The 22130-nt window shown below is 69.6% G+C and carries 22 protein-coding genes; 14 read left to right on the plus strand and 8 right to left on the minus strand.

Annotated elements, in window-relative coordinates; genetic code table 11:
* Positions 1-36 precede the first annotated feature (36 nt).
* Positions 37-1905: a KUP/HAK/KT family potassium transporter gene (locus I8E28_RS02905; protein WP_200786344.1), complete on the plus strand. Its 1869-nt coding sequence runs from the start codon at positions 37-39 to the stop codon at positions 1903-1905.
* 107 nt (positions 1906-2012) lie between these two features.
* Here the strand turns inward: I8E28_RS02905 and I8E28_RS02910 are convergent, their stop codons facing one another.
* The gene (locus tag I8E28_RS02910) at positions 2013-2894 is read right to left on the minus strand and encodes an amino acid ABC transporter substrate-binding protein (protein WP_200786345.1); all 882 of its coding nucleotides are present in this window, start codon (positions 2892-2894) and stop codon (positions 2013-2015) included.
* A 144-nt stretch (positions 2895-3038) separates the two neighbouring features.
* On the opposite strand from I8E28_RS02910, the gene I8E28_RS02915 reads away from it, so the two are divergent.
* From I8E28_RS02915 to ltnD, 3 genes are read left to right on the plus strand one after another with little or no spacing between them, the layout of a single operon-like run.
* Entirely contained in the window at positions 3039-3743 is a 705-nt protein-coding gene (locus I8E28_RS02915; RefSeq protein ID WP_200786346.1) for a glutathione S-transferase N-terminal domain-containing protein, read from the plus strand.
* Position 3744: 1 nt separating this feature from the next.
* On the plus strand, positions 3745-4701 hold the full coding sequence (gene gshB, locus I8E28_RS02920) for a glutathione synthase (protein ID WP_200786347.1): 957 nt from the start codon (positions 3745-3747) through the stop codon (positions 4699-4701).
* A gap of 13 nt (positions 4702-4714) precedes the next feature.
* Positions 4715-5605, plus strand: a complete 891-nt coding sequence (gene ltnD / locus I8E28_RS02925) for an L-threonate dehydrogenase (RefSeq protein ID WP_200786348.1) — start codon at positions 4715-4717, stop codon at positions 5603-5605.
* Here ltnD and I8E28_RS02930 read toward each other — a convergent pair.
* Genes I8E28_RS02930 through I8E28_RS02945 form a run of 4 tightly spaced genes read right to left on the minus strand, consistent with a single transcriptional unit; the run spans position 5602 to position 8944 of the window.
* Positions 5602-6363 carry a class II glutamine amidotransferase gene (locus I8E28_RS02930; RefSeq protein WP_200786349.1) on the minus strand — a complete coding sequence of 254 codons (762 nt, stop codon included), beginning with the start codon at positions 6361-6363 and terminating at the stop codon, positions 5602-5604. The two genes, ltnD and I8E28_RS02930, sit on opposite strands and share 4 nt — an antisense overlap.
* A gap of 8 nt (positions 6364-6371) precedes the next feature.
* Positions 6372-7838 (minus strand): MFS transporter, encoded by a 1467-nt coding sequence (locus tag I8E28_RS02935; protein ID WP_338050708.1) that lies wholly within the window; start codon positions 7836-7838, stop codon positions 6372-6374.
* Positions 7835-8047, minus strand: coding sequence for a cysteine-rich CWC family protein (locus I8E28_RS02940; RefSeq protein ID WP_200786350.1), 213 nt, complete (start codon positions 8045-8047; stop codon positions 7835-7837). Before I8E28_RS02940 ends, I8E28_RS02935 begins: the two co-directional genes overlap by 4 nt.
* A gap of 9 nt (positions 8048-8056) precedes the next feature.
* Positions 8057-8944 carry a LysR family transcriptional regulator gene (locus I8E28_RS02945; protein ID WP_200786351.1) on the minus strand — a complete coding sequence of 296 codons (888 nt, stop codon included), beginning with the start codon at positions 8942-8944 and terminating at the stop codon, positions 8057-8059.
* Positions 8945-9012: 68 nt separating this feature from the next.
* Here I8E28_RS02945 and I8E28_RS02950 point away from each other — a divergent pair, with 68 nt between their 5' ends.
* Genes I8E28_RS02950 through I8E28_RS02960 form a run of 3 tightly spaced genes read left to right on the plus strand, consistent with a single transcriptional unit; the run spans position 9013 to position 10734 of the window.
* Positions 9013-9429 (plus strand): DoxX family protein, encoded by a 417-nt coding sequence (locus I8E28_RS02950; RefSeq protein ID WP_200786352.1) that lies wholly within the window; start codon positions 9013-9015, stop codon positions 9427-9429.
* Between the two features lie 29 nt (positions 9430-9458).
* Positions 9459-10073: a glutathione transferase GstA gene (gene gstA / locus I8E28_RS02955; RefSeq protein WP_200786353.1), complete on the plus strand. Its 615-nt coding sequence runs from the start codon at positions 9459-9461 to the stop codon at positions 10071-10073.
* A complete protein-coding gene (locus I8E28_RS02960; protein WP_200786354.1) occupies positions 10066-10734 on the plus strand; it encodes a glutathione S-transferase N-terminal domain-containing protein in 669 nt (222 codons plus the stop codon). Before gstA ends, I8E28_RS02960 begins: the two co-directional genes overlap by 8 nt.
* Here I8E28_RS02960 and I8E28_RS02965 read toward each other — a convergent pair whose 3' ends face one another.
* Together I8E28_RS02965 and I8E28_RS02970 are read right to left on the minus strand one after the other, a co-directional pair.
* A complete protein-coding gene (locus I8E28_RS02965) occupies positions 10735-13065 on the minus strand; it encodes a DUF1631 family protein (RefSeq protein WP_200786355.1) in 2331 nt (776 codons plus the stop codon).
* 125 nt (positions 13066-13190) lie between these two features.
* On the minus strand, positions 13191-15413 hold the full coding sequence (locus tag I8E28_RS02970) for a malate synthase G (RefSeq protein ID WP_200786356.1): 2223 nt from the start codon (positions 15411-15413) through the stop codon (positions 13191-13193).
* Between the two features lie 269 nt (positions 15414-15682).
* On the opposite strand from I8E28_RS02970, the gene I8E28_RS02975 reads away from it, so the two are divergent.
* A complete protein-coding gene (locus I8E28_RS02975; RefSeq protein ID WP_200786357.1) occupies positions 15683-16744 on the plus strand; it encodes a LysR family transcriptional regulator in 1062 nt (353 codons plus the stop codon).
* Between the two features lies 1 nt (position 16745).
* Complete coding sequence (locus I8E28_RS02980) at positions 16746-17204, plus strand: DUF2214 family protein (protein ID WP_200786358.1); 459 nt, start codon at positions 16746-16748, stop codon at positions 17202-17204.
* 24 nt (positions 17205-17228) lie between these two features.
* Here I8E28_RS02980 and I8E28_RS02985 read toward each other — a convergent pair whose 3' ends face one another.
* The gene (locus I8E28_RS02985) at positions 17229-17432 is read right to left on the minus strand and encodes a PsiF family protein (RefSeq protein WP_200786359.1); all 204 of its coding nucleotides are present in this window, start codon (positions 17430-17432) and stop codon (positions 17229-17231) included.
* Positions 17433-17580: 148 nt separating this feature from the next.
* Between I8E28_RS02985 and argS the strand changes: the two genes are divergently transcribed.
* From argS to lptB, 5 genes are all read left to right on the plus strand, one after another.
* On the plus strand, positions 17581-19254 hold the full coding sequence (gene argS / locus I8E28_RS02990; RefSeq protein ID WP_200786360.1) for an arginine--tRNA ligase: 1674 nt from the start codon (positions 17581-17583) through the stop codon (positions 19252-19254).
* Positions 19255-19265: 11 nt separating this feature from the next.
* Entirely contained in the window at positions 19266-19880 is a 615-nt protein-coding gene (locus I8E28_RS02995) for an SPOR domain-containing protein (protein ID WP_200786361.1), read from the plus strand.
* Between the two features lie 56 nt (positions 19881-19936).
* Entirely contained in the window at positions 19937-20587 is a 651-nt protein-coding gene (locus I8E28_RS03000; protein WP_200790235.1) for a DsbA family protein, read from the plus strand.
* A gap of 103 nt (positions 20588-20690) precedes the next feature.
* Entirely contained in the window at positions 20691-21329 is a 639-nt protein-coding gene (gene lptA, locus I8E28_RS03005; protein WP_200786362.1) for a lipopolysaccharide transport periplasmic protein LptA, read from the plus strand.
* A gap of 2 nt (positions 21330-21331) precedes the next feature.
* On the plus strand, positions 21332-22120 hold the full coding sequence (gene lptB / locus I8E28_RS03010) for an LPS export ABC transporter ATP-binding protein (RefSeq protein ID WP_200790238.1): 789 nt from the start codon (positions 21332-21334) through the stop codon (positions 22118-22120).
* Positions 22121-22130: the final 10 nt, after the last annotated feature.

A 22130-nucleotide genomic window follows, 5' to 3' on the forward strand; every position in this document is an offset into this window, starting at 1 on the left:
GGATGACCGGACTTCGGCGCCAAGACGGGGCCCTTCGTGCAAAGCTCGAAATCCCCACTTGCCGCATTGACCCTGGGCGCCATCGGCGTCGTCTACGGGGACATCGGCACCAGCGTCCTGTACGCGGTCAAGGAGGTGTTCGGCTCCGGCCACGTTCCCTTCACGACCGACAACGTCTACGGGATCCTGTCGATCTTCTTCTGGACGCTGACGGTCATCGTCTCGCTCAAGTACGTCGTGCTCGTTCTGCGGGCCGACAACAACGGGGAGGGGGGGCTGATCGCGATGCTGGCGCTGGCCTCGCAGACGGTGAAGGACAGGCCGGGGCTGCGCAGGGTGCTGCTGGCCGTCGGCATCTTCGGCACTTCCCTGTTCTACGGCGACGGCGTCATCACCCCGGCCATCTCCGTGCTGTCGGCGGTCGAGGGCCTGGAGGTCGTGTCTCCGCGGTTCACGCAATACGTCATCCCCCTCACGCTCCTGATCCTGTTCGTCCTGTTCTTTTTCCAGAAGAACGGCACCGGCGACGTCGGCAAGTTCTTCGGGCCGGTGACCCTGCTGTGGTTCCTGGTGCTGGCAGTCCTGGGTGTGTCCCACATCGCGCGCCACCCGGAGATCCTGGTGGCGCTCAGCCCGCACCATGCGCTGGGCTTCATGTGGCGCAACCCCGGCACGACCTTCATCATCCTGGGCGCGGTCGTCCTGTGCGTCACCGGTGCCGAGGCCCTGTATGCCGATCTCGGCCACTTCGGCAAGAAGCCGATCCGGCTGGCCTGGTTCTCGGTGGTGATGCCCGCGCTCACGCTGAACTACTTCGGCCAGGGGGCGCTGCTGCTGGCGCAGCCCGAGGCCGTGAAGAACCCCTTCTACCTGATGGCGCCCGACTGGGCGCTGGTTCCGCTCGTGGTGCTGGCCACCGTCGCGACGGTGATCGCCTCGCAGGCGCTCATCACCGGCGCCTTCAGCGTCACCAAGCAGGCGATGCAACTGGGCTACCTGCCGCGCCTGAACGTCGAGCACACAAGCGTCCGGGAGACCGGGCAGATCTACATCCCGTTCGTGAACTGGGGCCTGTTCATCGCCATCGTGCTGGCGGTGGTTCTGTTCCGCTCTTCCAGCAACCTGGCGGCCGCCTACGGCATCGCGGTGACGCTGGACATGCTGATCACCACGACGCTGACCTTCTTCGTGATCCGCTACGGCTGGAAGTACCCGTTGTGGCTGTGCGTGCTGGCGACCGGCTGGTTCTTCGTCGTCGACCTCACCTTCTTCGCCTCGAACATGCTCAAGCTGTTCCATGGCGGCTGGTTCCCGCTGCTGATCGGCGGCTGCGTGTTCACGCTGATGATGACCTGGAAGCAGGGCCGGGCGATGCTCAACGAGAAGCTGCGCACCGACGCCATCGACCTGCAAAGCTTCCTCGAGTCGGTGTTCGTCAGCCCGCCCTCGCGCGTCGAGGGCACGGCCGTGTTCCTCACGGCCGAACCCGGCACGGTGCCCAACGCGATGCTGCACAACCTGAAGCACAACAAGGTGCTGCACGAGCACAACCTGTTCGTCACGGTGCGCAGCCACGAGGTGCCGTGGATCGGGCTGGGCAAGCGGCTGGAAGTGGAGTCCCTCGGCCACAACTGCTGGCAGGTGGTGATCCACTATGGCTTCAAGAACGACTTCGACGTCCCGCGCGCGCTGGAGCACATGCGCGGACGCGGGTGCGAGATCACGCCGATGACGACCAGCTACTTCCTCTCGCGCGACGTGGTGGTGCCCACCATGGGCGGCGGCATGGCGCCCTGGCGGGAGAAGCTGTTCGCGCAGATGCACCACAACGCGAGCGCGGCGGCGGATTTCCTGAAATTGCCGAACAACGCGGTCGTCGAACTCGGGTCGAAGATCGAAATTTGAGGGGCGAACAGCGCAAAGGGAAAGGGGCGCCAGAGGCGCCCCTTTTTTCGTGTCGGTCGTGGGCCCCGGCCTTCGCCGGGGCGGCCACCTTCGCCGACGAAGTCGGCTCAGGTGGCCGGCTTGTCGCTGAGGTCGGTGAGGTTCTTCTTCAGTTCCGGAGCCATCGGCACCTGCAGGTTCTGGTTCTTGGGCGGGATCGGCGACGTGAACCACTTGGCGTAGAGCTTCTCGAACTCGCCGCTCTTCATCATGCCGCCGATCACGCGGTCCACCAGCTGCTTGAACTGGGGATCGTCCTTGCGCAGCATGCAGGCATAGGGCTCGACCTGCAGCGCCTCGCCGACCACGTCCCAGTCGGCCGGGTTCTTGTCGTTGGCCTTCAGGCCGTACAGCAGGATGTCGTCCATGCCGAAGGCGACGGCGCGGCCGCTCTCGACCAGCAGCTTGGAGTCGTCGTGGTCCTTGCCGGTGATGATGTTCATGTCCAGGTTCTTGTCCTGGTTGTACTTGCGCAGCACCTGGAAGTTGGTCGTGCCCGCGGTGGTCGCGACCGTCTTGCCCTTCAGGTCGGCGAAGTCCTTCACGCCCGAATTCTTCTTCACCAGCAGCTTCGTGCCGGTGTAGAAGTGGTTGATCGCGAACGCGACGTCCTTGCCGCGCGCGGTGTTGTTGGTGGTGGAGCCGCACTCCAGGTCGATCGTGCCGTTGGTCAGCAGCGGGATGCGGTTCTGCGACGTGACCGCCTGCCACGCGATCTCGATGTTCGGCTTGTTGGTGGCCTTCTTGACCTCGGCGGCGATGGCCTCGGAGATCTCGACCATCATGCCCACCGGCTTGCCGGGGCCGGCCAGGTAGCTGAACGGGACGGACGACTCGCGGTAGGCCAGCGTGATCTTGCCGCTGTCCGCGACCTTCTTCAGGGTGTCCTGCGCGCTTGCGCCGACGGCGGCCAGGGCGAGGGCCAGCGGCACCAGGGTTTTCATCTTCATCGGGAGCTCCTCGTGAGGTGGAAAGGGACGCCGGCACCCAAGCATGCCGCGTGCCCGGAGTGTGGCAGCCGCGCCGGGCCGCCGCCACTGCCGTCAACCCGGAGGCGCCGCAGGGCTGCCCGGAAGCTGCTACGGTGCCCCCCCATGACCTCCCTTTCCGACTTCCCCATCACCCGCAAGTGGCCCGCCACCCACCCCGACCGGCTGCAGCTGTACTCGCTGCCCACGCCCAACGGGGTCAAGGTGTCGATCGCGCTGGAAGAAACCGGCGTGCCCTACGAAGTGCACCGGGTCGACTTCGCCAGGGACGAGCAGACCTCGCCCGAGTTCCTGTCGCTCAATCCGAACAACAAGATCCCGGCCATCATCGACCCGCACGGCCCGGGCGGGCGCCCGCTGGCCCTGTTCGAATCCGGGGCGATCCTGGTCTACCTGGCCAACAAGACCGGGAAGCTGCTGCCCAGGGACGAAGCCGCGCGCTGGCACACGCTGCAGTGGGTGATGTTCCAGATGGGCGGCATCGGCCCGATGTTCGGGCAGGTGGGGTTCTTCCACAAATTCGCCGGCAAGGACTTCGAGGACAAGCGGCCGCGCGACCGCTACGTCGCCGAATCGAAGCGCCTGCTCGGCGTGCTCGACAAGCAGCTGGCGACGAACAAGTGGATCGCCGGCGACGAGTACACGATCGCCGACATCGCCAGCTTCCCGTGGATCCGCAACCTGGCCGGCTTCTACGGCGCCGGCGACTTGGTGGGATTCGACGGCTTCCGGAACGTCCGGCGCGCGCTCGACGCTTTCCTCGCGCGCCCCGCCGTGGAGCGCGGCCTGACCATCCCGAAGGCGCCCTGACATGACCGGCCGCACGCTGCTGTTCGTCGCCGACCCGCTGGAGGTCTTCAAGATCTCCAAGGACACCACCTTCTCGATGATGCGCGAGGCGCAGCGCCGCGGGCATCGCATTGCCGCTTGCGAGCCGCGCCACCTCGCCTGGCGATCCGGTGGCCGGGTGCACGCCGAGGTGCGCGACATCCGCCTGACCGGCGGCGAGGGCAAGGCCTGGTTCGAGGTGACCGGCACGCGCCGCGTCGACCTGCGCGCCTTCGACGCCGTGCTGATGCGCAAGGACCCGCCGTTCGACAGCGAGTACTTCTACGCGACGCACCTGCTGGAGCAGGCCGAGCGTGAAGGCGCGCGCGTCTTCAACAGCCCGCGCGCGCTGCGCGACCACCCGGAGAAGCTCGCGATCATGGAGTTCCCGCAGTTCACCAGCCCCACCCTGGTGACGCGCGACCCCGAGGAGGTGCGGCGCTTCCACGCCGAGCATCGCGAGATCATCCTCAAGCCCCTCGACGGCATGGGCGGCATGGGCATCTTCCGCGTCGGTCCCGACGGCCTGAACCTCGGCTCCATCACCGAAACGCTGAACCGCAACGGCACGACGACACTGATGGTGCAGAAGTTCGTGCCCGAGATCGCGCAGGGCGACAAGCGCGTGCTCGTGATCGGCGGCAAGCCGGTGCCCTTCAGCCTGGCTCGCATCCCGCAGGGCAGCGAGATCCGCGGCAACCTGGCGGCCGGCGGCAAGGGTGTGGCGCAGCCGCTGTCGGCGCGCGACCGCGAGATTGCCGAAGCGCTCGGCCCGGTGCTCGCGGCGCGCGGGCTGCTGCTCGTCGGCCTGGACGTGATCGGCGACTTCCTCACCGAGATCAACGTCACCAGCCCGACCTGCTTCCAGGAGATCACGCAGCAGGCCGGCTTCGACGTGCCCGCGATGTTCGTCGACGCGCTTGAAGCGGCGCTGCGCTGAAGGAGGAGGCGAGATGCAGAAGGTCGGCTTGATCGGACTCGGCGCCATGGGCCGCGGCATGGCGCAGTCGCTGCGCCGCGGCGGCTACGCGGTGCACGTGCACGACGTACGCCCCGACGCGGTGCAGGCATTCGCCGCCGAAGGTGGCACTGCGTGCAGCTCGCCCGCCGACGTCGCGAAGGCGTGCGACATCGTCATCAGCGTCGTCGTCAACGCCGCACAGACGGAGGAGGTGCTGTTCGGCGCGAACGGCGCGGCGGCCGCGATGCGCCCGGGCAGCCTGTTCGTCATGTGTTCCACGGTCGACCCGAACTGGTCGGTGGCGCTCGAGCAGCGGCTGGAGGCGATGGGGCTGCTGTATCTCGATGCACCGATCTCCGGTGGCGCCGCGAAGGCGGCCAGTGGCCAGATGACGATGATGACAGCGGGCCGGCCGCAGGCCTACGAGAAGGCCGGTGACGTCCTGAAGGCGATGGCCGCCAATGTCTACAAGCTGGGCGATCGCGCCGGCAACGGCAGCAAGGTCAAGATCATCAACCAGCTGCTCGCCGGCGTGCACATCGCCGCCGCGGCGGAAGCGATGGCGCTGGGCCTGCGCGAGGGCGTCGATGCCGCCGCGCTGTACGAAGTGATCACGCACAGCGCGGGCAACAGCTGGATGTTCGAGAACCGCATGGCCCACGTGTTGGCCGGCGACTACACGCCGCTGTCGGCGGTCGACATCTTCGTGAAGGACCTGGGGCTCGTGCTGGACACGGCGCGCGCGGCGAAATTCCCGCTGCCGCTGTCGGCCGCCGCGCACCAGATGTTCCTGCAGGCTTCGGCGGCTGGCCATGGCCGCGAGGACGACAGCGCCGTGATCAAGATCTTCCCCGGCATCGAGCTGCCGAAGAAGGCTTCCTAGAGCATCGCGCCGTCGACGAACACGCGCAGCTCCCCCGGCTGCATCTGCGTCCACGCCTCGTCGGTCGTCAGCGGCGCCGTCACCACCACGGCCACCCGGTCCTGCGGCGTGGTGTGCTGCGCGAAGTTGACCGACAGGTCCTCGTCCGCCAGCGTCGCATGCGCGAACGGATGCTTGCGCTCGACGTAGAACAGGTTGGTCGCGCAGTGCGCCCACAGCGCCTCGCCGTTGGACAGCAGGAAGTTGAACGGGCCGTGCTTCGCGATCTGGGGTGCCAGCTCGCGCAGGGTGAGCGTCAGTTCACGAACGCTCGGCACGCCCGCATGCGACTTCTGCAGTTCCTGCATCAGCCAGCAGAACGCGCGTTCGCTGTCGGTGCTGCCGACCGGGCGGAAGGCGGCGTGCAGCCGCGGCTGGTAGTCCTTCAGGTCGCCGTTGTGCGCGAACACCCAGTAGCGCCCCCACAGTTCCCGCACGAACGGGTGGCAGTTCTCCAGCGAGATCTCGCCCTGGGTCGCCTTGCGGATGTGCGCGACGACGTTGCGGCTCTGGATGGGATAGCGGCGGATCAGTTCGGCCACGGGCGACTGCGACGCCGGCTGGTGGTCGACGAAGTGGCGCAGCCCGCGGCCCTCGAAGAAGGCGATGCCCCAGCCGTCGGCGTGGTGGTCGGTGCGGCCACCGCGCTGCGCGAACCCTGAGAAGCTGAACGTCACGTCCGTGGGCGTGTTGCAGTTCATCCCGAGCAGTTGGCACATGGCAAGGATTATTCGTCGGCGCTGTCCGGCCGGGGCGGGTCGCGCAACTGCCACGCCGCGATCACGGCCAGCGCGCACAAGCCCGCAAGCAGGAAGAACGATTCGTGGAACGCCGCCAGGCGCGCCGGGCTGGTGTCCGGATTCGCGAACGAGTCGCCGTGCGCCGCGACGCGCCACTCGAGCACGATGGCGCACAGGCTCACGCCGGCCGCACCGCCCAGCATGCGCAGGAAGTTGATGGCGCTCGCCCCGTGCGGGATCAGGCCCTTGTGCAGCGGCCGCATGGCGCCGAGGTTGAGCGACGGCAGGATGAAGCCCAGCCCGATGCGGCCCACGATGGCCCACGCGACCAGCACGGCCAGCGGCGTGGCCAGCCCCACGGTCGGCATCAGCGCGAACGACAGCGCCAGCAGCACCAGCCCGATGGTCACCAGCACGTAGGTCGGCACGCGGCGCACCAGACGCCCGACGCCGCCGATGGTGAACGCGAGCACGAGGCCCGCGGGGAACAGGATGGTGCCGGCCTGCGACGCCGGCAGCTTCAGGCCCAGCTGCATGAACACCGGCAGCAGGTAGGTCGAGCCGAACAGGGCCGTGCCGTAGATGAAGGCCACGATGCTGCCCATCGCGTAGGTCCGGTAGCCGAACAGCGCCAGGTTCATCAGCGGTTCGCGGCCGGTGGCCACCGCGCGGCGCTGCCACCAGATGAAGGCGACCAGTGCCAGCACCGCGGCTGCCAGCAGCAGGAAGGCCTGCGCGTGCGACGCGTTGTGCAGTTCCACGAGCCCGTTCAGCAGGCACAGCGTGCCGCCGGCGGCCAGCACCAGGCCGCGCCAGTCCAGCTGCGACCCGCGCTGGGCGTCGCCGCCGCCCGGCGCGCTGGTCGGCACGAAGATGTAGGCCAGCGCGATGGAGGCGATGCAGAACGGCACCACCATGAAGAAGATCGAGCGCCAGCCGAACCAGTCGACCAGCAGGCCGCCGATGCTGGGGCCGATCGCGGGCGCCAGCACCACGCCCATGCCGAACAGGCCGCTCGCGCGGCCCTGGTCGCTGGGCTCGAAGGCGCGCAGCATCACGATCGCGGGAATCGGCTGCACGATGCCGGCGGCGAGGCCCTCGGCCACGCGCGCGCCCAGCACCATCCAGAACGCCGTCGCGACGCCGCCGCCGATGCCGCCGGCCATCAGCAGCAGCATCGTCGCGACATACGTCGTCCGGTAGCCGAAGCGGGCCAGCACCCAGGGCGTGACCAGCATGCCGACGGTGGACGACACCATGAAGCCGCTGCTGACCCACTGCGCGCGCTCCTGGCCCAGGCCGAAGTGGTGGCTCATGTCGGGGATCGCGACGTTCACGATGGTCGACGACATGATCGAGGCCATCGTGCCGACCATCAGCGACAGGAGCAGGTACCAGCGGTAGCGCGGACCCCAGCGCTGGCCCAGCGCCTGCGCACTGCTGGCGCCGTTCACCGGGCGGGGGACGCCGCACAGGCGGCGCAGATGCAGGCGCGGTGGTGCGCGGTTTCGGGAACGCGCGCGAGCAGCTCGGCGGTGAAGGTGGCCCGCGTGCACCAGCACGGATCCAGCGAGCGGCACAGCTCGCGTTGCTCGTGCATGGCGCAGCCGTTCGGGCCGCCGCACAGTGGGCAACGCGACGGGTCGGGCAGGTCGGCGGGCATCGGGGCAGTCTAGCGCCCGGGCAGGCGGATGGTGTCGGCCAGGTGCTGGTACACGGCGGCGATGCGGCGCAAGTGGCGCGACTCCGGATGCGCGAGCAGCCACAGCGTGGACTCGCAGCCTTCGAGCGGATCGGTCAGCGCCTTCAACTGCGGTTCCACCTCGAGCATGAACTGCGGCACGACGCCGATCCCCGCGCCGCTTCGAATCGCGTCGACGACTCCCACGATGCCGTCGGCCAGCACGCGCGGCGCCAGCTTCGGATACGCACGCTTGCGCCAGCGCACGCTCGGATGCTCGGGCATCGCTTCGTCCGGCGCGATCCAGTCCTGCGCCTCCAGCGCGCGCTGCGTGCGCGAGCCGCGCAGGCCGGCGACGACGAAGCGGATCTGCCCCAGATCGCGGCCGACCAGGTGCTCGGGCGGGCGCGGGGTCGCCCGCAGCGCCACGTCGGCATCGCGCTTGGTCAGGTTCAGCAGGGCGTTGTTCGCCTGCACTTCCAGCTGCAGCAGCGGATGTTCGCGCACCAGCGCCGGCAAGGTCGGCAGCACCAGGCCGCGCAGCACCGAGTCGGTCGTCGTCAGGCGCACGCGACCGGTGACCGTGCCCGCGGCACCGGTCGCCGCGGCGCGCGCGGCTTCGAGTTCGGCCTCGATGCGCTCGGCGTGGCGTGCGACCTCCAGCGCCGTGTCCGTGGCCAGGTAGCCCTGGCGGGTGCGCTCGAACAGGCGGTGGCCCAGCTCGCGCTCGATGCGCTGCAGCGCGCGGAACACCGTGGACGGGTCGCTGCCGCTGCGCGCCGCGGCTTCCGCCAGCGTGCCGCCGCGCACGAGGGCCAGCACCACCTGCAGGTCGGCGGCTGTCGGTTGGTATTGCGTGCGCGCAATCGATGCTTTCATGTGCGCCTATTTTCGTTGCGACGACGCAATCCTACAGTCCGGGCTCCCTACCCACAAGGACCTCCTCCATGACCTCCTCTTGCCCTCCCTCCGTGCCGGCCGCCGGCACCGTGCTGCGCGTCGCGCTCGGCGCGATGTGGATCAGCCACGCCCTGCTCAAGGTGCTGGTGTTCACGCTGCCGGGCGCCTCCAAGTTCTTCATCTCCGTCGGCCTGCCCGGCGTGCTCGTGTACCCGGTCGTCGCCGCCGAAATCCTCGGCGGCGTCGCGATCCTCGCCGGCTTCTACGGCCGCCAGGTCTCGCTGCTGCTGTCGCCCATCCTCGCCGTCGCCGCGTGGGTGCACTTCCCCAACGGCTGGGTGTTCACCGCGCCCAACGGCGGATGGGAGTACCCGGTGTTCCTGCTCGCCGCATCGCTGGCGCACTGGCTGCTCGGCGACGGCGCGTTCGCCGCACGCCGCAGCGCTGTCCTCGTTCCCGCCTGATCCCTTCCACCACCCCAAGGAGAACCACGATGAAGCTCTATTTCTCGCCCGCCTACTGCTCGCTGGCCGTCCACATCGCGCTGCGCGAATCGGACCTGCCGTTCACGCTGGCCAAGGTCGACACCGAAGCCGCCCGCGTCGCCGACGGCGGTGACTTCCGCGCCGTGAATCCGCGCGGCTACGTGCCCGTGCTCGAACTCGAGGACGGCAGCCGCCACACCGAAGTCGCCGCGCTGCTGCAGCACGTCGCCGACAGCGCGCCCGCCAGCGGCCTGATTCCCGCCTTCGGCAGCCGCGAGCGCTTCGAGGTGCTGCAGTGGCTCACGTTCATCTCCAGCGAACTGCACAAGGCCTTCAGCCCCTGGCTGTTCCACAAGGAGACCGCCGACTCCACGCGCAAGGCGGTGCAGGCCAGGATCGCGCTGCGCCTGGGCGACCTGGACTCGCGCCTGGCCGGTCGCGAGTGGCTCGTGGGCGATCGCTTCAGCGTCGCGGACGCCTACGCGTTCACCATCGCCCGCTGGGCGCCGATGATCGGCATGTCGCTCAAGGCCTACCCGAACGTGCAGGCGTACCTGCAGCGCGTCGAGGCGCGGCCGGCCGTGCACGAGGCGCTCGTCGCCGAAGGACTGGTCCGTGCCTGACACGCTGGTGCTGGTCAGCCACGCGCTTTGCCCCTATGTGCAGCGCGCGGCGATCGTCCTGCGCGAGAAAGGCGTGCCGTTCGAGCGGCGCTGGGTGGACCTGGCCGACAAGCCGGCCTGGTTCACCGCCATCTCGCCGCTGGGCAAGACGCCGGTGCTGCTGGTCCGCGACGAACCGGTGTTCGAGTCGGCCGTGATCTGCGAGTACCTGGACGAGACGCTTGCGCCGCGGCTGCATCCCGCGGATGCCCTGGAACGCGCGTGGCATCGCGGCTGGATGGAGTTCGGCTCGCAGGTGCTGAACTCGGTCTGGGCGTACTACACGGCGCCCGATGCGGCGGCGTTGCAGGCGCGGCGTGAGGCGCTGCTCCAACGCTTCGCGCAACTCGAAGCGGCGCTCGATGCGCAAGGACCGTGGTTCGCGGGTGAAGCCTTCGGCATCGTCGACGCGGTGTTCGCACCCGTGTTCCGCTACTTCGACACGTTCGAAGCCGTCGGCGACACCGGCTGGTTCGACGCCACGCCTCACGTGCGTGCCTGGAGCGTCGCCCTCGCGCAGCGCGCGTCCGTGCGCGAAGCGGTGTCGCCCGACTACCCGCAGCGACTACGCGAGTTCCTGCTCGCGCGCGGCAGCGAGCTGTCGCGCCGCATGCAGGCCTGATCAGGCGGCGAGTGGCTGCGCCTGCGCCGTCGACAGCGCATCGAGCGCGCGCTGCACGACCGGGTGGGCGTCGACCAGGCGCAGGTGGCCGTTCTGCACCAGCCGCAGCAGGCTGCGGCGGCTCATCGAATGCGGCTCGCCGCCATCGCTGGCGAACATGAAGAGCGACCGGCGCGAGCCGGCCCACACGAGGCGGGCGCGCCGCCAGCGGCCCTTGGCGAACAGGTCGACCCAGGCGCCTTGGGCGATCGCGTCGACCAGCGCCTCGCCGCGCTGCGGGCCCGCGCCGTCCGCGGCCAAGGGCACGCTGCCGGGCGCTTCCTCGAAGCCGAGCGCGCGCACTTCCCGCGGCGCCAGCCAGAGGTCCGCGCGTGCGGCCGGCTTGCGAGGCTGCGCGGGCGCCAGCCGTTGCGCGAGTTCGGGCGACGGCTCGATGGGCGGCGGCAGTGCCTGCTTGCGCAAGCGGGCACGCAGCTTCAGCACCGGCCGGTGCAGCTGCTCCAGCCCGGCGAAGAACTGCGCCGTCTCCTCGTCGGGATGGCCCACCGACAGCAGGCCCTCGCGCAACTTGAGCATCACGCGCGGGATCAGCTCGAACGCACGGGCGGGGTCCTTCAGCGTCGCGGCCGGCTTGACGCTCCACAACAAGTCCGTGATCGCGGCCAGATAGCCGCCAGGATCGACCTGTCCCGCCGGCGCGGCGAGGCGCGCATGCGCGAGCACCAGCGCCCAGGGACCGAACAGGAAGTCCTGCACCAGCGCCGGCGCGCCGTCCAGGTCGCTGCGGTGGCTGAGGTCCCACGCGATGCGGCCGGCTTCGGCCTGGCGCTGCTCGGCGAAGCGCACCGCCTGCATCACCTGGTCCTGGCGCTGCACGGCCGCCTCGTCCGCGCGGGACCAGTCGGCGCGCAACCGCTGCAGCGACTGCGAGAACAGCGTCTCGCCATCCGCCGCGTCGGCGCCGTTCAGCGCGTTGAAGGACGCCCGCACCGGCGCCAGGAACCCGCGGAAGCCGTCGTCCCATTCGTCGTTGAAGCGCAGGCTGCGCTCGGCGACGGCCTCGACCAGCTGGCGGGCCGGGTGGTCCTGCTGGCCGAAGAAGCGCGGCGCGTGCAGCGCCATGCGCGCGAGCGCGGGCTCCAGCGCGACGATGGCTTCGCGCACCGGGGCCGGCAGCCGGCGGTCGCGGGCGACTTCCTCGACGAGTTGCCGCACCACCTCGACGCCGACGACCTGTCCCACCTCGCGCGCCTGCCGCCTGGCCTGCGAACGTGCGATCGAGCGCTGGCGCGGCGCGGCGTAGCGGCCCCAGTCCTCCGGCCGCAGCGCCGTGCCGGTGCCCACCACACGCGCGGGCCGCTCCAGGGGCGGAAGGTGCGCGTGACGCTGCTCGTCCTGGACGGGCAGCGGCGGGGCTTCGTCCTCGCTCGCCTCGAGTTGCGCCAGTTCCTGCGCTACCCAGTCATCCCAGCTGGAGTCCAGCAGCTGGCGTGCCGGCAGCCTCGGACCCGAGGTGCCGTTGAGGAAGTCGCGCAGCAGCGGCCCCGGCATGGCTTCGAGCGCGCGGCCGAGCCAGCGGCCGATGCCGCTCGGCGTGGGTGCAGGCGGCGCAGCACCCTGTAAAGGCGAGGGGCGGGAGGCGGGTTCGAGGGGTGCTGCCCTCGACTCGCGTTCGAGGGGCAGCGGCTGCGACTCGCGCATCAGCGGTGCCGCGCCCGTGACGAGGCGATAGCCCGCAGCGCGCACGCCTGCGCGTTGCAAGGATTTCGAAGCGGCCTTGTAGATGGCCACGAGGTCGTCGCCGACCGGGCGCGCCATGTGCCGCATCCACAGGCCGGTGCGGCCCGGCGCGGCATCGGTCGCCAGCACGTTGCGCAACGCCGTCGTGAAGCGCTCCGGCTGCAGCGGATTCGCTTCCGGCGTGATGGCCTCGAGTCCGAGCGCCGCGCTCATGACCGCATCGAGTTCGGCCAGCGGCTGCTCGAGGGTCCCCGCGATGGCTTGCGCGAGGCGGGAGCTCTCGATGCTCTGCTGCACCGTGTCGTCGTCGACCAGCGTCAGCGTCGAAGGATGGATGCGCGGGCCGCGGGGGGCGTGGTCCTGCTGGAGCACTTGTCGCAGTTGGGGGGCGAAATCGCGCAGCCAGGCGCTGCGGCCGGTACGCAGTTCCTGGGCGGCGTCGCGCCAGTCACGGCGTTGGAACACGGCGCCGCTTTCGGCGGCTTCCTCCAGGGCGGCGGCTGCGTGGTCGAGCGCGCGCTCCAGCAGCGCGGGGGCACGCGCGATGGCTTCTTCGATGCTGGAACGGACGAGGGGCGGGAAAGCGGCCATGGCTGCGCTTGGCAGTCTAGGCAGCTACCGATGTGTTCCAGCTGCGGGCCCAGCAGTTCGAAGCGTTTGGTGACAAGCCTTACGACTCGCGCGTGGCCGCTGTCGTGGCGGCGACGAAAAGCGGATCAGGCCTCGCTCTTCACACGCAGGCGCCACGCGTGCAGCAGCGGCTCGGTGTAGCCGGACGGCTGCTCCTTGCCCTTGAACACGAGGTCCTGCGCGGCGCGGAACGCGTACGACGTCTCCCAGTTGCCCGCCATCGGCTTGTAGAGAGGATCACCGGCGTTCTGCTTGTCGACGACCGCGGCCATGCGGCGGAAGGTCTCGCGCACCTGGTCCTCGGTGACGATGCCGTGCTGCAGCCAGTTGGCGATGTGCTGGCTGGAGATGCGCAGCGTCGCGCGGTCTTCCATCAGGCCGACGTTGTGGATGTCCGGCACTTTGGAGCAGCCCACGCCCTGGTCGATCCAGCGCACGACGTAGCCCAGGATGCCCTGCACGTTGTTGTCCAGCTCCTGCTGGCGCTCCTCGGTCGACCAGGTCGGCTTCTCCGCGACCGGCACGGTGAGCAGGCCCGCGAGCAGCTTCTCGCGCTCGGCGTCGGCGTCGATCGACTCCATCTCGCGCTGCACGGCCGCGACGTCGACGCGGTGGTAGTGCAGGGCGTGCAGCGTCGCGGCGGTGGGTGAAGGCACCCACGCGGTGTTGGCGCCGGCCTTCGGGTGCGCGATCTTCTGTTCCAGCATCGCCGCCATCAGGTCGGGCATCGCCCACATGCCCTTGCCGATCTGCGCGCGGCCACGCAGGCCGCAGGCCAGGCCGACCAGCACGTTGCTGCGTTCGTAGGCCTGGATCCACGGCGTGGCCTTCATCTCGCCCTTGCGGATCATCGGGCCCGCGTGCATCGCGGTGTGGATCTCGTCGCCGGTGCGATCGAGGAAGCCGGTGTTGATGAAGGCGACCCGCGCGGGCGACGCCGCGATGCAGGCCTGCAGGTTGACGCTGGTGCGGCGCTCCTCGTCCATGATGCCCAGCTTCACCGTGTTCGCAGGCAGCCCCAGCACCGTTTCGACGCGCGTGAAGAGTTCATCGGCAAAGGCCGCTTCCGCCGGGCCATGCATCTTCGGTTTGACGATGTAGACCGAGCCGGTGCGCGAGTTGCGGATTCCCGCGTCGCCGTGCGAGGCGACGCTTCCCGATGCTGCGCCGCCCTTCTTCAGGTCGTGGATCGAGATGGCGGTCGTCACCATCGCGTCGAGGATGCCTTCAGGGATTTCCTTGCCGCCATCCCACAGGATCGCGGGGTTGGTCATCAGGTGGCCGACGTTGCGCACGAACAGCAGCGAGCGGCCGTGCAGCACCACCTTGCCGCCGGCGGGCGCCGTGTATTCGCGGTCCTTGTTGAGGCCGCGGGTGAACGTCTTCCCGCCCTTGCTGACCTGCTCGGTGAGCGTGCCCTTGAGGATGCCGAGCCAGTTGGCATACGCGAGCACCTTGTCCTGCGCGTCGACCACGGCCACGGAATCCTCGAGGTCCATGATGGTCGACAGCGCCGCTTCCAGCACCACGTCGCTCACGCCGGCCGCGTCGGTGCTGCCGATCGGCGAGTTGCGGTCGATGAGGATGTCCAGGTGGATGCCGTGGTTGCGCAGCAGGACCGAGCTGGGTGCCGCCGCGTCGCCGCGGTAGCCGATGAACTTGGCGGGGTCCTTCAGGCCGGTCGTGGCACCACCGCGCAAAGCGACGCCCAGCTGGCCGCCTTCGACGCGGTACGCCGTCGCGTCCTTGTGCGAGCCGGACGCCAGCGGCGCGGCTTCGTCCAGCACCTGGCGCGCGTAGGCGATCACCTTGGCGCCACGCACTTCGTTGTAGCCCGGACCCTTTTCCGCGCCCCCGGTTTCCGGGATGGCGTCGGTGCCGTACAGCGCGTCGTAGAGCGAGCCCCAGCGCGCGTTGGCCGCGTTCAGCGCGTAGCGCGCATTCAGGATCGGCACCACCAGTTGCGGGCCGGCCTGCAGCGCGAGTTCCGCGTCGACGTTGGTCGTGGTCGTCTTCGCGCCTTTCGGATGCGGCGCGAGGTAGCCGATGTCCTCCAGGAACTTGCGGTACGCCGAGGCGTCGCGGATCGGGCCCGGATTGGCCTTGTGCCAGCGATCGAGCTCGGCCTGCAGGCGGTCGCGCTCGGCCAGCAGCGCCATGTTCTTCGGGGCCAGGTCGTGCACGACGGCATCGAAGCCCTTCCAGAAGGCCGCGCTGTCGACGCCGGTCCCGGGAAGGACCTGGTCTTCGATGAAGCGGTACAGCTCGGTGGCGACCTCGAGGCGGTGGACGGACGTGCGGGCGGTCATGCGGGACTCCAATGCGTTGCGAGACAGGGCGGCGCGGTGGTCCGCGCGCAGCGCGTGACTGTATTCCAACCCGGAGCCCTGCTTTAGAGGCGCTGCAGTGAATTGATTCTGAACTTCGCTGCACCTAATGGATGGGTTGCGGAGCCTGCCGCAGGGCCAAACCTGGCTCACGTGGCGCAGTGTTCGAACCGATCTTCCATAGAACTCAACGGTAATTGAGGTTCTCACGCCCACGATTCTTGACCTGCGTGCGCATAATCAACGCCTCCATGGACAAGCTGAAGCAGCTGGAATCCTTCGTGTCGGTCGCCACCCGCGGCAGCCTCACCGCGGCGGCGAAAGCGGAAGGCGTGGCACCGGCGATCATGGGTCGCCGGCTCGACGCACTGGAAGAACGGCTGGGCGTGAAGCTGCTGGTGCGCACCACGCGGCGGCTGACACTGACCCATGAAGGCAGCGCCTTCCTCGAGGACTGCCAGCGGCTGCTGGCCGACATCGCCAACGCCGAAGCCAGCGTCAGTGCCGGCGGCGTTAAGGCCAGCGGTCACCTGCGCGTCACGGCGCCTGCGGGCTTCGGCCGCCGCCATGTCGCGCCGCTGGTGCCGCGCTTTCGCGAGCAGCACAAGGACGTGACGATCTCGCTCAACCTCAGCGATCGCGTCGTCGACCTCGCGGGCGAGGGCTACGACTGCGCGGTGCGCGTGGGCGACCTGTCCGATTCGTCGCTGGTGAGCATGCGGCTGGCGGACAACCGGCGCCTGTGCGTGGCCACCCCCGAGTACCTGCGCAAGCACGGCACGCCGGAGCACCCGAACGACCTGTCGCGCTTCGACTGCCTGACGCTGTCGAGCGACGCGTCCCAAGTGCGCGGGTGGGCGTTTCGCGTTCCGCGAATCGCCCAAGGGCGGCACAAGGAAGTCGTCCTTGCGGACGACGGCGTTCCGCGGACCGCCCAAGGGCGGAACATCGAAAGCGTCCTCACGGACGCTGGCGCCACCCGTTCAGCCGCGCGCTCGAGGGGTGCCGAAGAGGCGGAGAACGGCCACGAGGTGGTCCACCTGCGCCCCAACGGTCCGCTCGCCTGTTCCGACGGCCAGGTGCTGCACGACTGGTGCCTGCAGGGCTACGGCATCGCGTGGCGCAGCACCTGGGAAGTGGAAGCCGAGATCGCCTCGGGCCGGCTGGTGGAAGTGCTCGCGCCGTTCGCGGCGCCACCCAACGGCATCTACGCCGTGTTCCCGCAGCGCAAGCACCTGCCGGTGCGCGTGCGCCTGTGGATCGAATTCCTGAAGCAACAGTTCAGCCGGCCCGAGTTTTGGCGCGGCGCCTGACATGACCACCGACGCGATCCTCCAATACCTCCACATCGCGGCGATCCTCACGGTCGTCGTGTTCCTCACCAGCCAGGCCGCGCTGTGCCGGCCCGAGTGGCTCAACGCGAAGGTCGTCGAGCGGCTCGGCACCGTCGACCGCATCTACTGGATCGCGATGGGCGCGGTGCTGGTGACCGGCGTGATCCGCTTGCTGTGGGGCGCCAAGCCGCCGGCGTTCTACGCCGCCAACTGGCTGCTGCACGCCAAGGTGCTGATGTTCCTGCTGATGGCCGCGTTGTCGATAGTCGCCAGCCGCGCGATGGCGCGCTGGCGCGTCGCGTTGCGCGCGCAGGGCACGCTGCCCGACGAAGCGGAGATCCGCCGCGTGCGCAAGCTGGTGATGCGGGCCGGGCACATCCTGCCGCTGATCCCGCTGCCCGCCGCCTTCCTGGCGCGTGGCTTCGGCTTCGGCGGCTGACGCGGCCGGCCGCGCTGGGCGGCCTCAGTCCTTCTTCTTGAGGCAGTCGCTCATGAACGCCTTGCGCTCGTCGCCCTTCAGGCCCTTGGCCTTGGCGCCGGCGCTGCAGTCCTTCATGCGCGAGTGCTGCGCGGGTTGCGCGTCCGCGGGCTTGCGGTCGCTGGCGGCGTGGCTGGCGCCGGCCGCGAACGCGGCGAGGACGAACGTGAGGGTGACGATGGTGCGCATGGTGCCTCCCGGGGCAACGAGTGGATGGGAAGCGGGTTGTAGAGCCGCACCCGCGCCGCGCGCGTCCTGAAGTCGCAGGGGAGGCTCCCCAGACCTGCCGACGGACCGTGTCGCCGGCGTGGACCGGGCGGTTTCTTAGAATCCCCCGATGCTCCTCGTGAAAGACGACCTGCTCGCCGCGCTCGCGGCCGGGCTCGACAAGCTGTCGCCCGGCGCCGGCGCCAAGGCCGCGTTCGAATCCCCCAAGGCCGCCGCGCACGGCGACCTGGCGGTGACGGCGGCCTTGCAACTGGCCAAGCCGCTCAAGCTCAATCCGCGCCAGGTCGCCGAATCGCTCAAGGCCGACCTGCAGCAGGCGCCCGCTTTCCAGCGCTGGGTCGACGCGATGGAGATCGCCGGCCCCGGCTTCCTCAACATCCGCCTGAAGCCCGCGGCCAAGCAGCAGACGGTGCGCGAAGTGCTCGAGGCCGGCGATGCGTACGGCGTGTGCGCGCGCAATGGCCAGAAGATGATGGTGGAGTTCGTCTCGGCCAATCCCACCGGCCCGCTGCATGTGGGCCATGGCCGCCAGGCCGCGCTCGGCGATGCGATCTGCAACCTGTACGCGTCGCAAGGCTGGGACGTCCACCGCGAGTTCTATTACAACGACGCCGGCGTGCAGATCGAGACGCTCGCCAGGTCGACGCAGCTGCGCGCCAAGGGCATCAAGCCGGGCGACGCCCAGTGGCCCGAGGCGGCCTACAACGGCGACTACATCCAGGACATCGCCAACGACTTCCTCGCGAAGAAGACGGTCAAGGCCGATGACCGCGAGTTCACCGCCAGCGGCGACGCCGAGGACTTCGACGGCATCCGCCAGTTCGCCGTGGCCTACCTGCGCCACGAGCAGGACCTGGACCTGAAGGCGTTCCAGGTGCGCTTCGACAACTACTACCTCGAGTCCAGCCTGTACACGCAGGGGCGCGTCGAGGACACGGTCAAGCGCCTCGTTGCCGCGGGCAAGACCTACGAGCAGGACGGCGCGCTGTGGCTGCGCACCACCGAGTACGGTGACGACAAGGACCGCGTGATGCGCAAGTCCGACGGCACGTACACCTACTTCGTGCCCGACGTGGCGTACCACGTCACGAAGTTCGAGCGCGGCTTCCACAAGGCGGTGAACATCCAGGGCACCGACCACCACGGCACCATCGCGCGCGTGCGCGCCGGGCTGCAGGCGGTGGGCGCCGGCATTCCGCAGGGATTCCCGGACTACGTGCTGCACACCATGGTGCGCGTGATGCGCGGCGGCGAGGAGGTGAAGATCTCCAAGCGCGCCGGCAGCTACGTGACGCTGCGTGACCTGGTCGAGTGGACCAGCAAGGATGCGGTGCGGTTCTTCCTGCTCTCGCGCAAGCCCGACACCGAGTACACGTTCGACGTCGACCTGGCGCTGGCGCAGAACAACGACAACCCCGTGTACTACGTGCAGTACGCGCATGCGCGCATCCGCTCCGTGCTCGCGGCGTGGGGCGGCGACGCCGCCACGCTGGCGCAGGCCGACCTGGCGCCGCTGGACAGCGCGCCGGCGCAGGCGCTGATGCTGCAACTGGCGAAATACCCCGAGATGCTCGCCGCCGCCGCGACCGATTTCGCGCCGCACGACGTGACGTTCTACCTGCGCGACCTCGCGAGCGCGTACCACTCCTACTATGATGCCGAGCGCATCCTCGTGGATGACGAGCCCGTACGGCGCGCGCGCCTCGCGCTCGTCGCCGCGACGGCGCAGGTGCTGCGCAACGGCCTGGCGATGCTGGGCGTGGGCGCACCGGACAAGATGTGAGCATCCATTCCATGAACAGACAGCGGGGCAACACCCTCGTCGGCATCGTCATCGGCATCGTGCTGGGCCTGGCCGCCGCGTTGGCGGTGGCCGTGTACGTGACCAAGGTGCCGGTGCCCTTCCTGAGCAAGAACCAGGGCCGCACTCCCGAGCAGGAGGCCGCCGAGCAGAAGAAGAACAAGGACTGGGACCCGAACGCGCCGCTGTACGGCCGGAACCCGGCCAAGCCGCTGCCGCCCGCGCCTGCGGTCGCCGGCTCCGCGCCCGCCGCGGGCAACGCGCCCCCGGCGCGCCCGTCCGCATCGGCGCCCGCCCCGCGGTCGTCCGCCGACCCGCTCGGTGAATTCGCCGCCGCCAAGGCCGGCACCGGTGCCGGCGCGGCCGAACCGTTCCTCTATTTCGTCCAGACCGGTGCCTTCCGCAGTACCGAAGATGCCGAGGCGCAGCGCGCCAAGCTGTCGCTGATGGGGATCGAGGCCAAGGTCACCGAACGCGAACAGTCCGGCCGCACCGTGTTCCGCGTGCGCGTGGGGCCGTTCGACCGCAAGGACGACGCCGACCGCGCGAAGGACAAGCTCGACGCCGCCGGCGGCATCGAGACCGCGCTGGTGCGCGTGCAGCGCTGAAGGCGGGAACCAACCCGGGCCGCATCGCTCTGAAGAGCTCAAGGAGAGCATCCGTGATCAATCGACGTGAATTCACCGCGGGCACCGCCTGCCTCGCCGCCGCGGCGGGCCTGGGCCTGCCCGGCCTGGCCTTCGCCCAGAAGAAGCCCGAGGACGGCCACGAGTACCGCACCCTCGACAAGCGCGTGCCGCAGGACGTGCCGGCCGGCAAGATCGAGGTGGTCGAATTCTTCTGGTACAGCTGCCCGCACTGCAACGCGTTCGAGCCGCAGCTGGCCGCCTGGACCAGGAAGCTGCCGCCGGACGTGGTGCTGCGCCGGGTGCCGGTGGCGTTCCGCGACGACTTCGTGCCCCAGCAGCGCCTGTACTACACGCTCGAGGCGCTGGGCAAGGTCGACGAACTGCACGGCAAGGTGTTCCAGGCGATCCACGGCGCGCGCGAATCGCTGGCCAAGGAACCGGAAATCCTCGCCTGGGCCGCCAAGAACGGCCTGGACCAGGCCAAGTTCAAGGAGACCTACAACTCCTTCTCCGTGTCGGCCAAGGCCCGCAAGGCCACGCAGCTGCAGGATGGGTTCCAGGTCGAGGGCGTGCCCGCGCTGGGTGTGGCCGGCCGCTGGTACACCGACGGCACCCTGTCCGGCAACATGGGCCGCGCGCTGCAGGTGGTCGAGTTCCTGGTCGGCGAAGCGCGCAAGTCCCGCTGAAGGACTCCTCCACGCGAGTCAAGCAAAGCCCGCGACAGCGGGCTTTTTTGCGAGCCCCGGAAAGGGCGCTCGCTACAATGGGTCGAGCAAGATTCATGCCGTTATGAAACCCACCCTGCTGCCCGTCGTTTTGGCGTCCTGCCTCCTGTTGCCACTGGCGGCCAGCGCCGAGAAGGCCGACCGCGACAAGCCGATGAACGTCGAGGCCGACGCGCTGCGCTACGACGACCTGCGCCAGGTCAGCGTCTTCACCGGCCGCGTCGTGCTCACCAAGGGCACGATCCTCATCCGTGGCGCACGCCTGGAGGTGCGGCAGGATCCGGACGGCTACCAGTACGGCGTCGTGACCGCCGCGCCGGGCACGCGCGCCTTCTACCGGCAGAAGCGCGAAGGCCTGGACGAGTGGATCGAGGGCGAGGGCAAGACGATCGACTACGACGGCAAGGCTGATCGCGTGAAGTTCATCGACAACGCCGAGATGCGCCGCCTGCGCGGCACGCAGATCGCCGACGAGATGACCGGCAGCCTGATCACCTACGAGAACACCACCGACGTGTTCACCGTCGACGGCGGCCCGGCGTCGCCGCGCCCCGGCGGCCGCGTCCGCGCGGTGCTCGCGCCGCGCGACGGCGCCTCCGCGCCCGCGGCGGCAGGCAGCGCCCCGCGCGCCGCCGTGCGCAACCCGCAGGTCCCGCCGGCGCAGCTCAAGCCCAGCCCCGGCCTGTCGGGGGAGCCCAAGTGAGGATCGAGTCCGGGGCCGTCGCCGAGACCGGCGCGGCCGCGACGCCGGCACGCAGCCGGCTCGAAGCGCGCCACCTGCAGAAGACCTACGGCAGCCGCAAGGTGGTCAAGGACGTCTCGCTCGGCGTCGACAAGGGTGAGGTCGTCGGCCTGCTGGGCCCCAACGGCGCGGGCAAGACGACGTCGTTCTACATGATCGTCGGCCTGGTGCGCGCCGACGCCGGCGAGATCTCGATCGACGGCCAGCCGGTGGAGCACATGCCGATCCACCGCCGCTCGCGGCTGGGGCTGTCGTACCTGCCGCAGGAAGCGTCGATCTTCCGCAAGCTCAACGTCGCCGACAACGTGCGCGCGGTGCTCGAGCTGCAGCATGACCCCGACGGCAAGCCGCTCTCGCACGAGGCGATCGAGGAGCGCTTGACGGCGCTGCTGCAGGACCTGCGGGTCGACCACCTGCGCGACTCGCCCGCGCTGGCGCTGTCGGGCGGCGAGCGGCGCCGGGTCGAGATCGCGCGCGCGCTCGCGACGCAGCCGCGCTTCATCCTGCTGGACGAACCGTTCGCGGGCATCGACCCGATCGCGGTGATCGAGATCCAGCGAATCATCGGCTTCCTCAAGTCGCGCGGCATCGGCGTGCTGATCACCGACCACAACGTGCGCGAGACGCTGGGCATCTGCGACCACGCGTACATCATCAGCGACGGCGAGGTGCTGGCGCAGGGAACGCCGGCGGACATCGTCAACAACGCGGACGTGCGGCGGGTCTACCTCGGCGAACACTTCCGCATGTGACGCGGCGGCC

It is taken from the genome of Ramlibacter algicola, assembly GCF_016641735.1.
In the GTDB taxonomy this organism is placed as follows: Bacteria; Pseudomonadota; Gammaproteobacteria; order Burkholderiales; family Burkholderiaceae_C; genus Ramlibacter; species Ramlibacter algicola.

Bases quoted from the DNA above. Each gene is read 5' to 3' on its own strand.
- I8E28_RS02910 (WP_200786345.1), bottom strand. From the start codon at position 2,894: ATGAAGATGAAAACCCTGGTGCCGCTGGCCCTCGCCCTGGCCGCCGTC.
- I8E28_RS02915 (WP_200786346.1), top strand. From the start codon at position 3,039: ATGACCTCCCTTTCCGACTTCCCCATCACCCGCAAGTGGCCCGCCACC.
- gshB (WP_200786347.1), top strand. From the start codon at position 3,745: ATGACCGGCCGCACGCTGCTGTTCGTCGCCGACCCGCTGGAGGTCTTC.
- ltnD (WP_200786348.1), top strand. From the start codon at position 4,715: ATGCAGAAGGTCGGCTTGATCGGACTCGGCGCCATGGGCCGCGGCATG.
- I8E28_RS02930 (WP_200786349.1), bottom strand. From the start codon at position 6,363: ATGTGCCAACTGCTCGGGATGAACTGCAACACGCCCACGGACGTGACG.
- I8E28_RS02940 (WP_200786350.1), bottom strand. From the start codon at position 8,047: ATGCCCGCCGACCTGCCCGACCCGTCGCGTTGCCCACTGTGCGGCGGC.
- I8E28_RS02945 (WP_200786351.1), bottom strand. From the start codon at position 8,944: ATGAAAGCATCGATTGCGCGCACGCAATACCAACCGACAGCCGCCGAC.
- I8E28_RS02950 (WP_200786352.1), top strand. From the start codon at position 9,013: ATGACCTCCTCTTGCCCTCCCTCCGTGCCGGCCGCCGGCACCGTGCTG.
- gstA (WP_200786353.1), top strand. From the start codon at position 9,459: ATGAAGCTCTATTTCTCGCCCGCCTACTGCTCGCTGGCCGTCCACATC.
- I8E28_RS02965 (WP_200786355.1), bottom strand. From the start codon at position 13,065: ATGGCCGCTTTCCCGCCCCTCGTCCGTTCCAGCATCGAAGAAGCCATC.
- I8E28_RS02970 (WP_200786356.1), bottom strand. From the start codon at position 15,413: ATGACCGCCCGCACGTCCGTCCACCGCCTCGAGGTCGCCACCGAGCTG.
- I8E28_RS02975 (WP_200786357.1), top strand. From the start codon at position 15,683: ATGGACAAGCTGAAGCAGCTGGAATCCTTCGTGTCGGTCGCCACCCGC.
- I8E28_RS02980 (WP_200786358.1), top strand. From the start codon at position 16,746: ATGACCACCGACGCGATCCTCCAATACCTCCACATCGCGGCGATCCTC.
- I8E28_RS02985 (WP_200786359.1), bottom strand. From the start codon at position 17,432: ATGCGCACCATCGTCACCCTCACGTTCGTCCTCGCCGCGTTCGCGGCC.
- argS (WP_200786360.1), top strand. From the start codon at position 17,581: ATGCTCCTCGTGAAAGACGACCTGCTCGCCGCGCTCGCGGCCGGGCTC.
- I8E28_RS02995 (WP_200786361.1), top strand. From the start codon at position 19,266: ATGAACAGACAGCGGGGCAACACCCTCGTCGGCATCGTCATCGGCATC.
- lptA (WP_200786362.1), top strand. From the start codon at position 20,691: ATGAAACCCACCCTGCTGCCCGTCGTTTTGGCGTCCTGCCTCCTGTTG.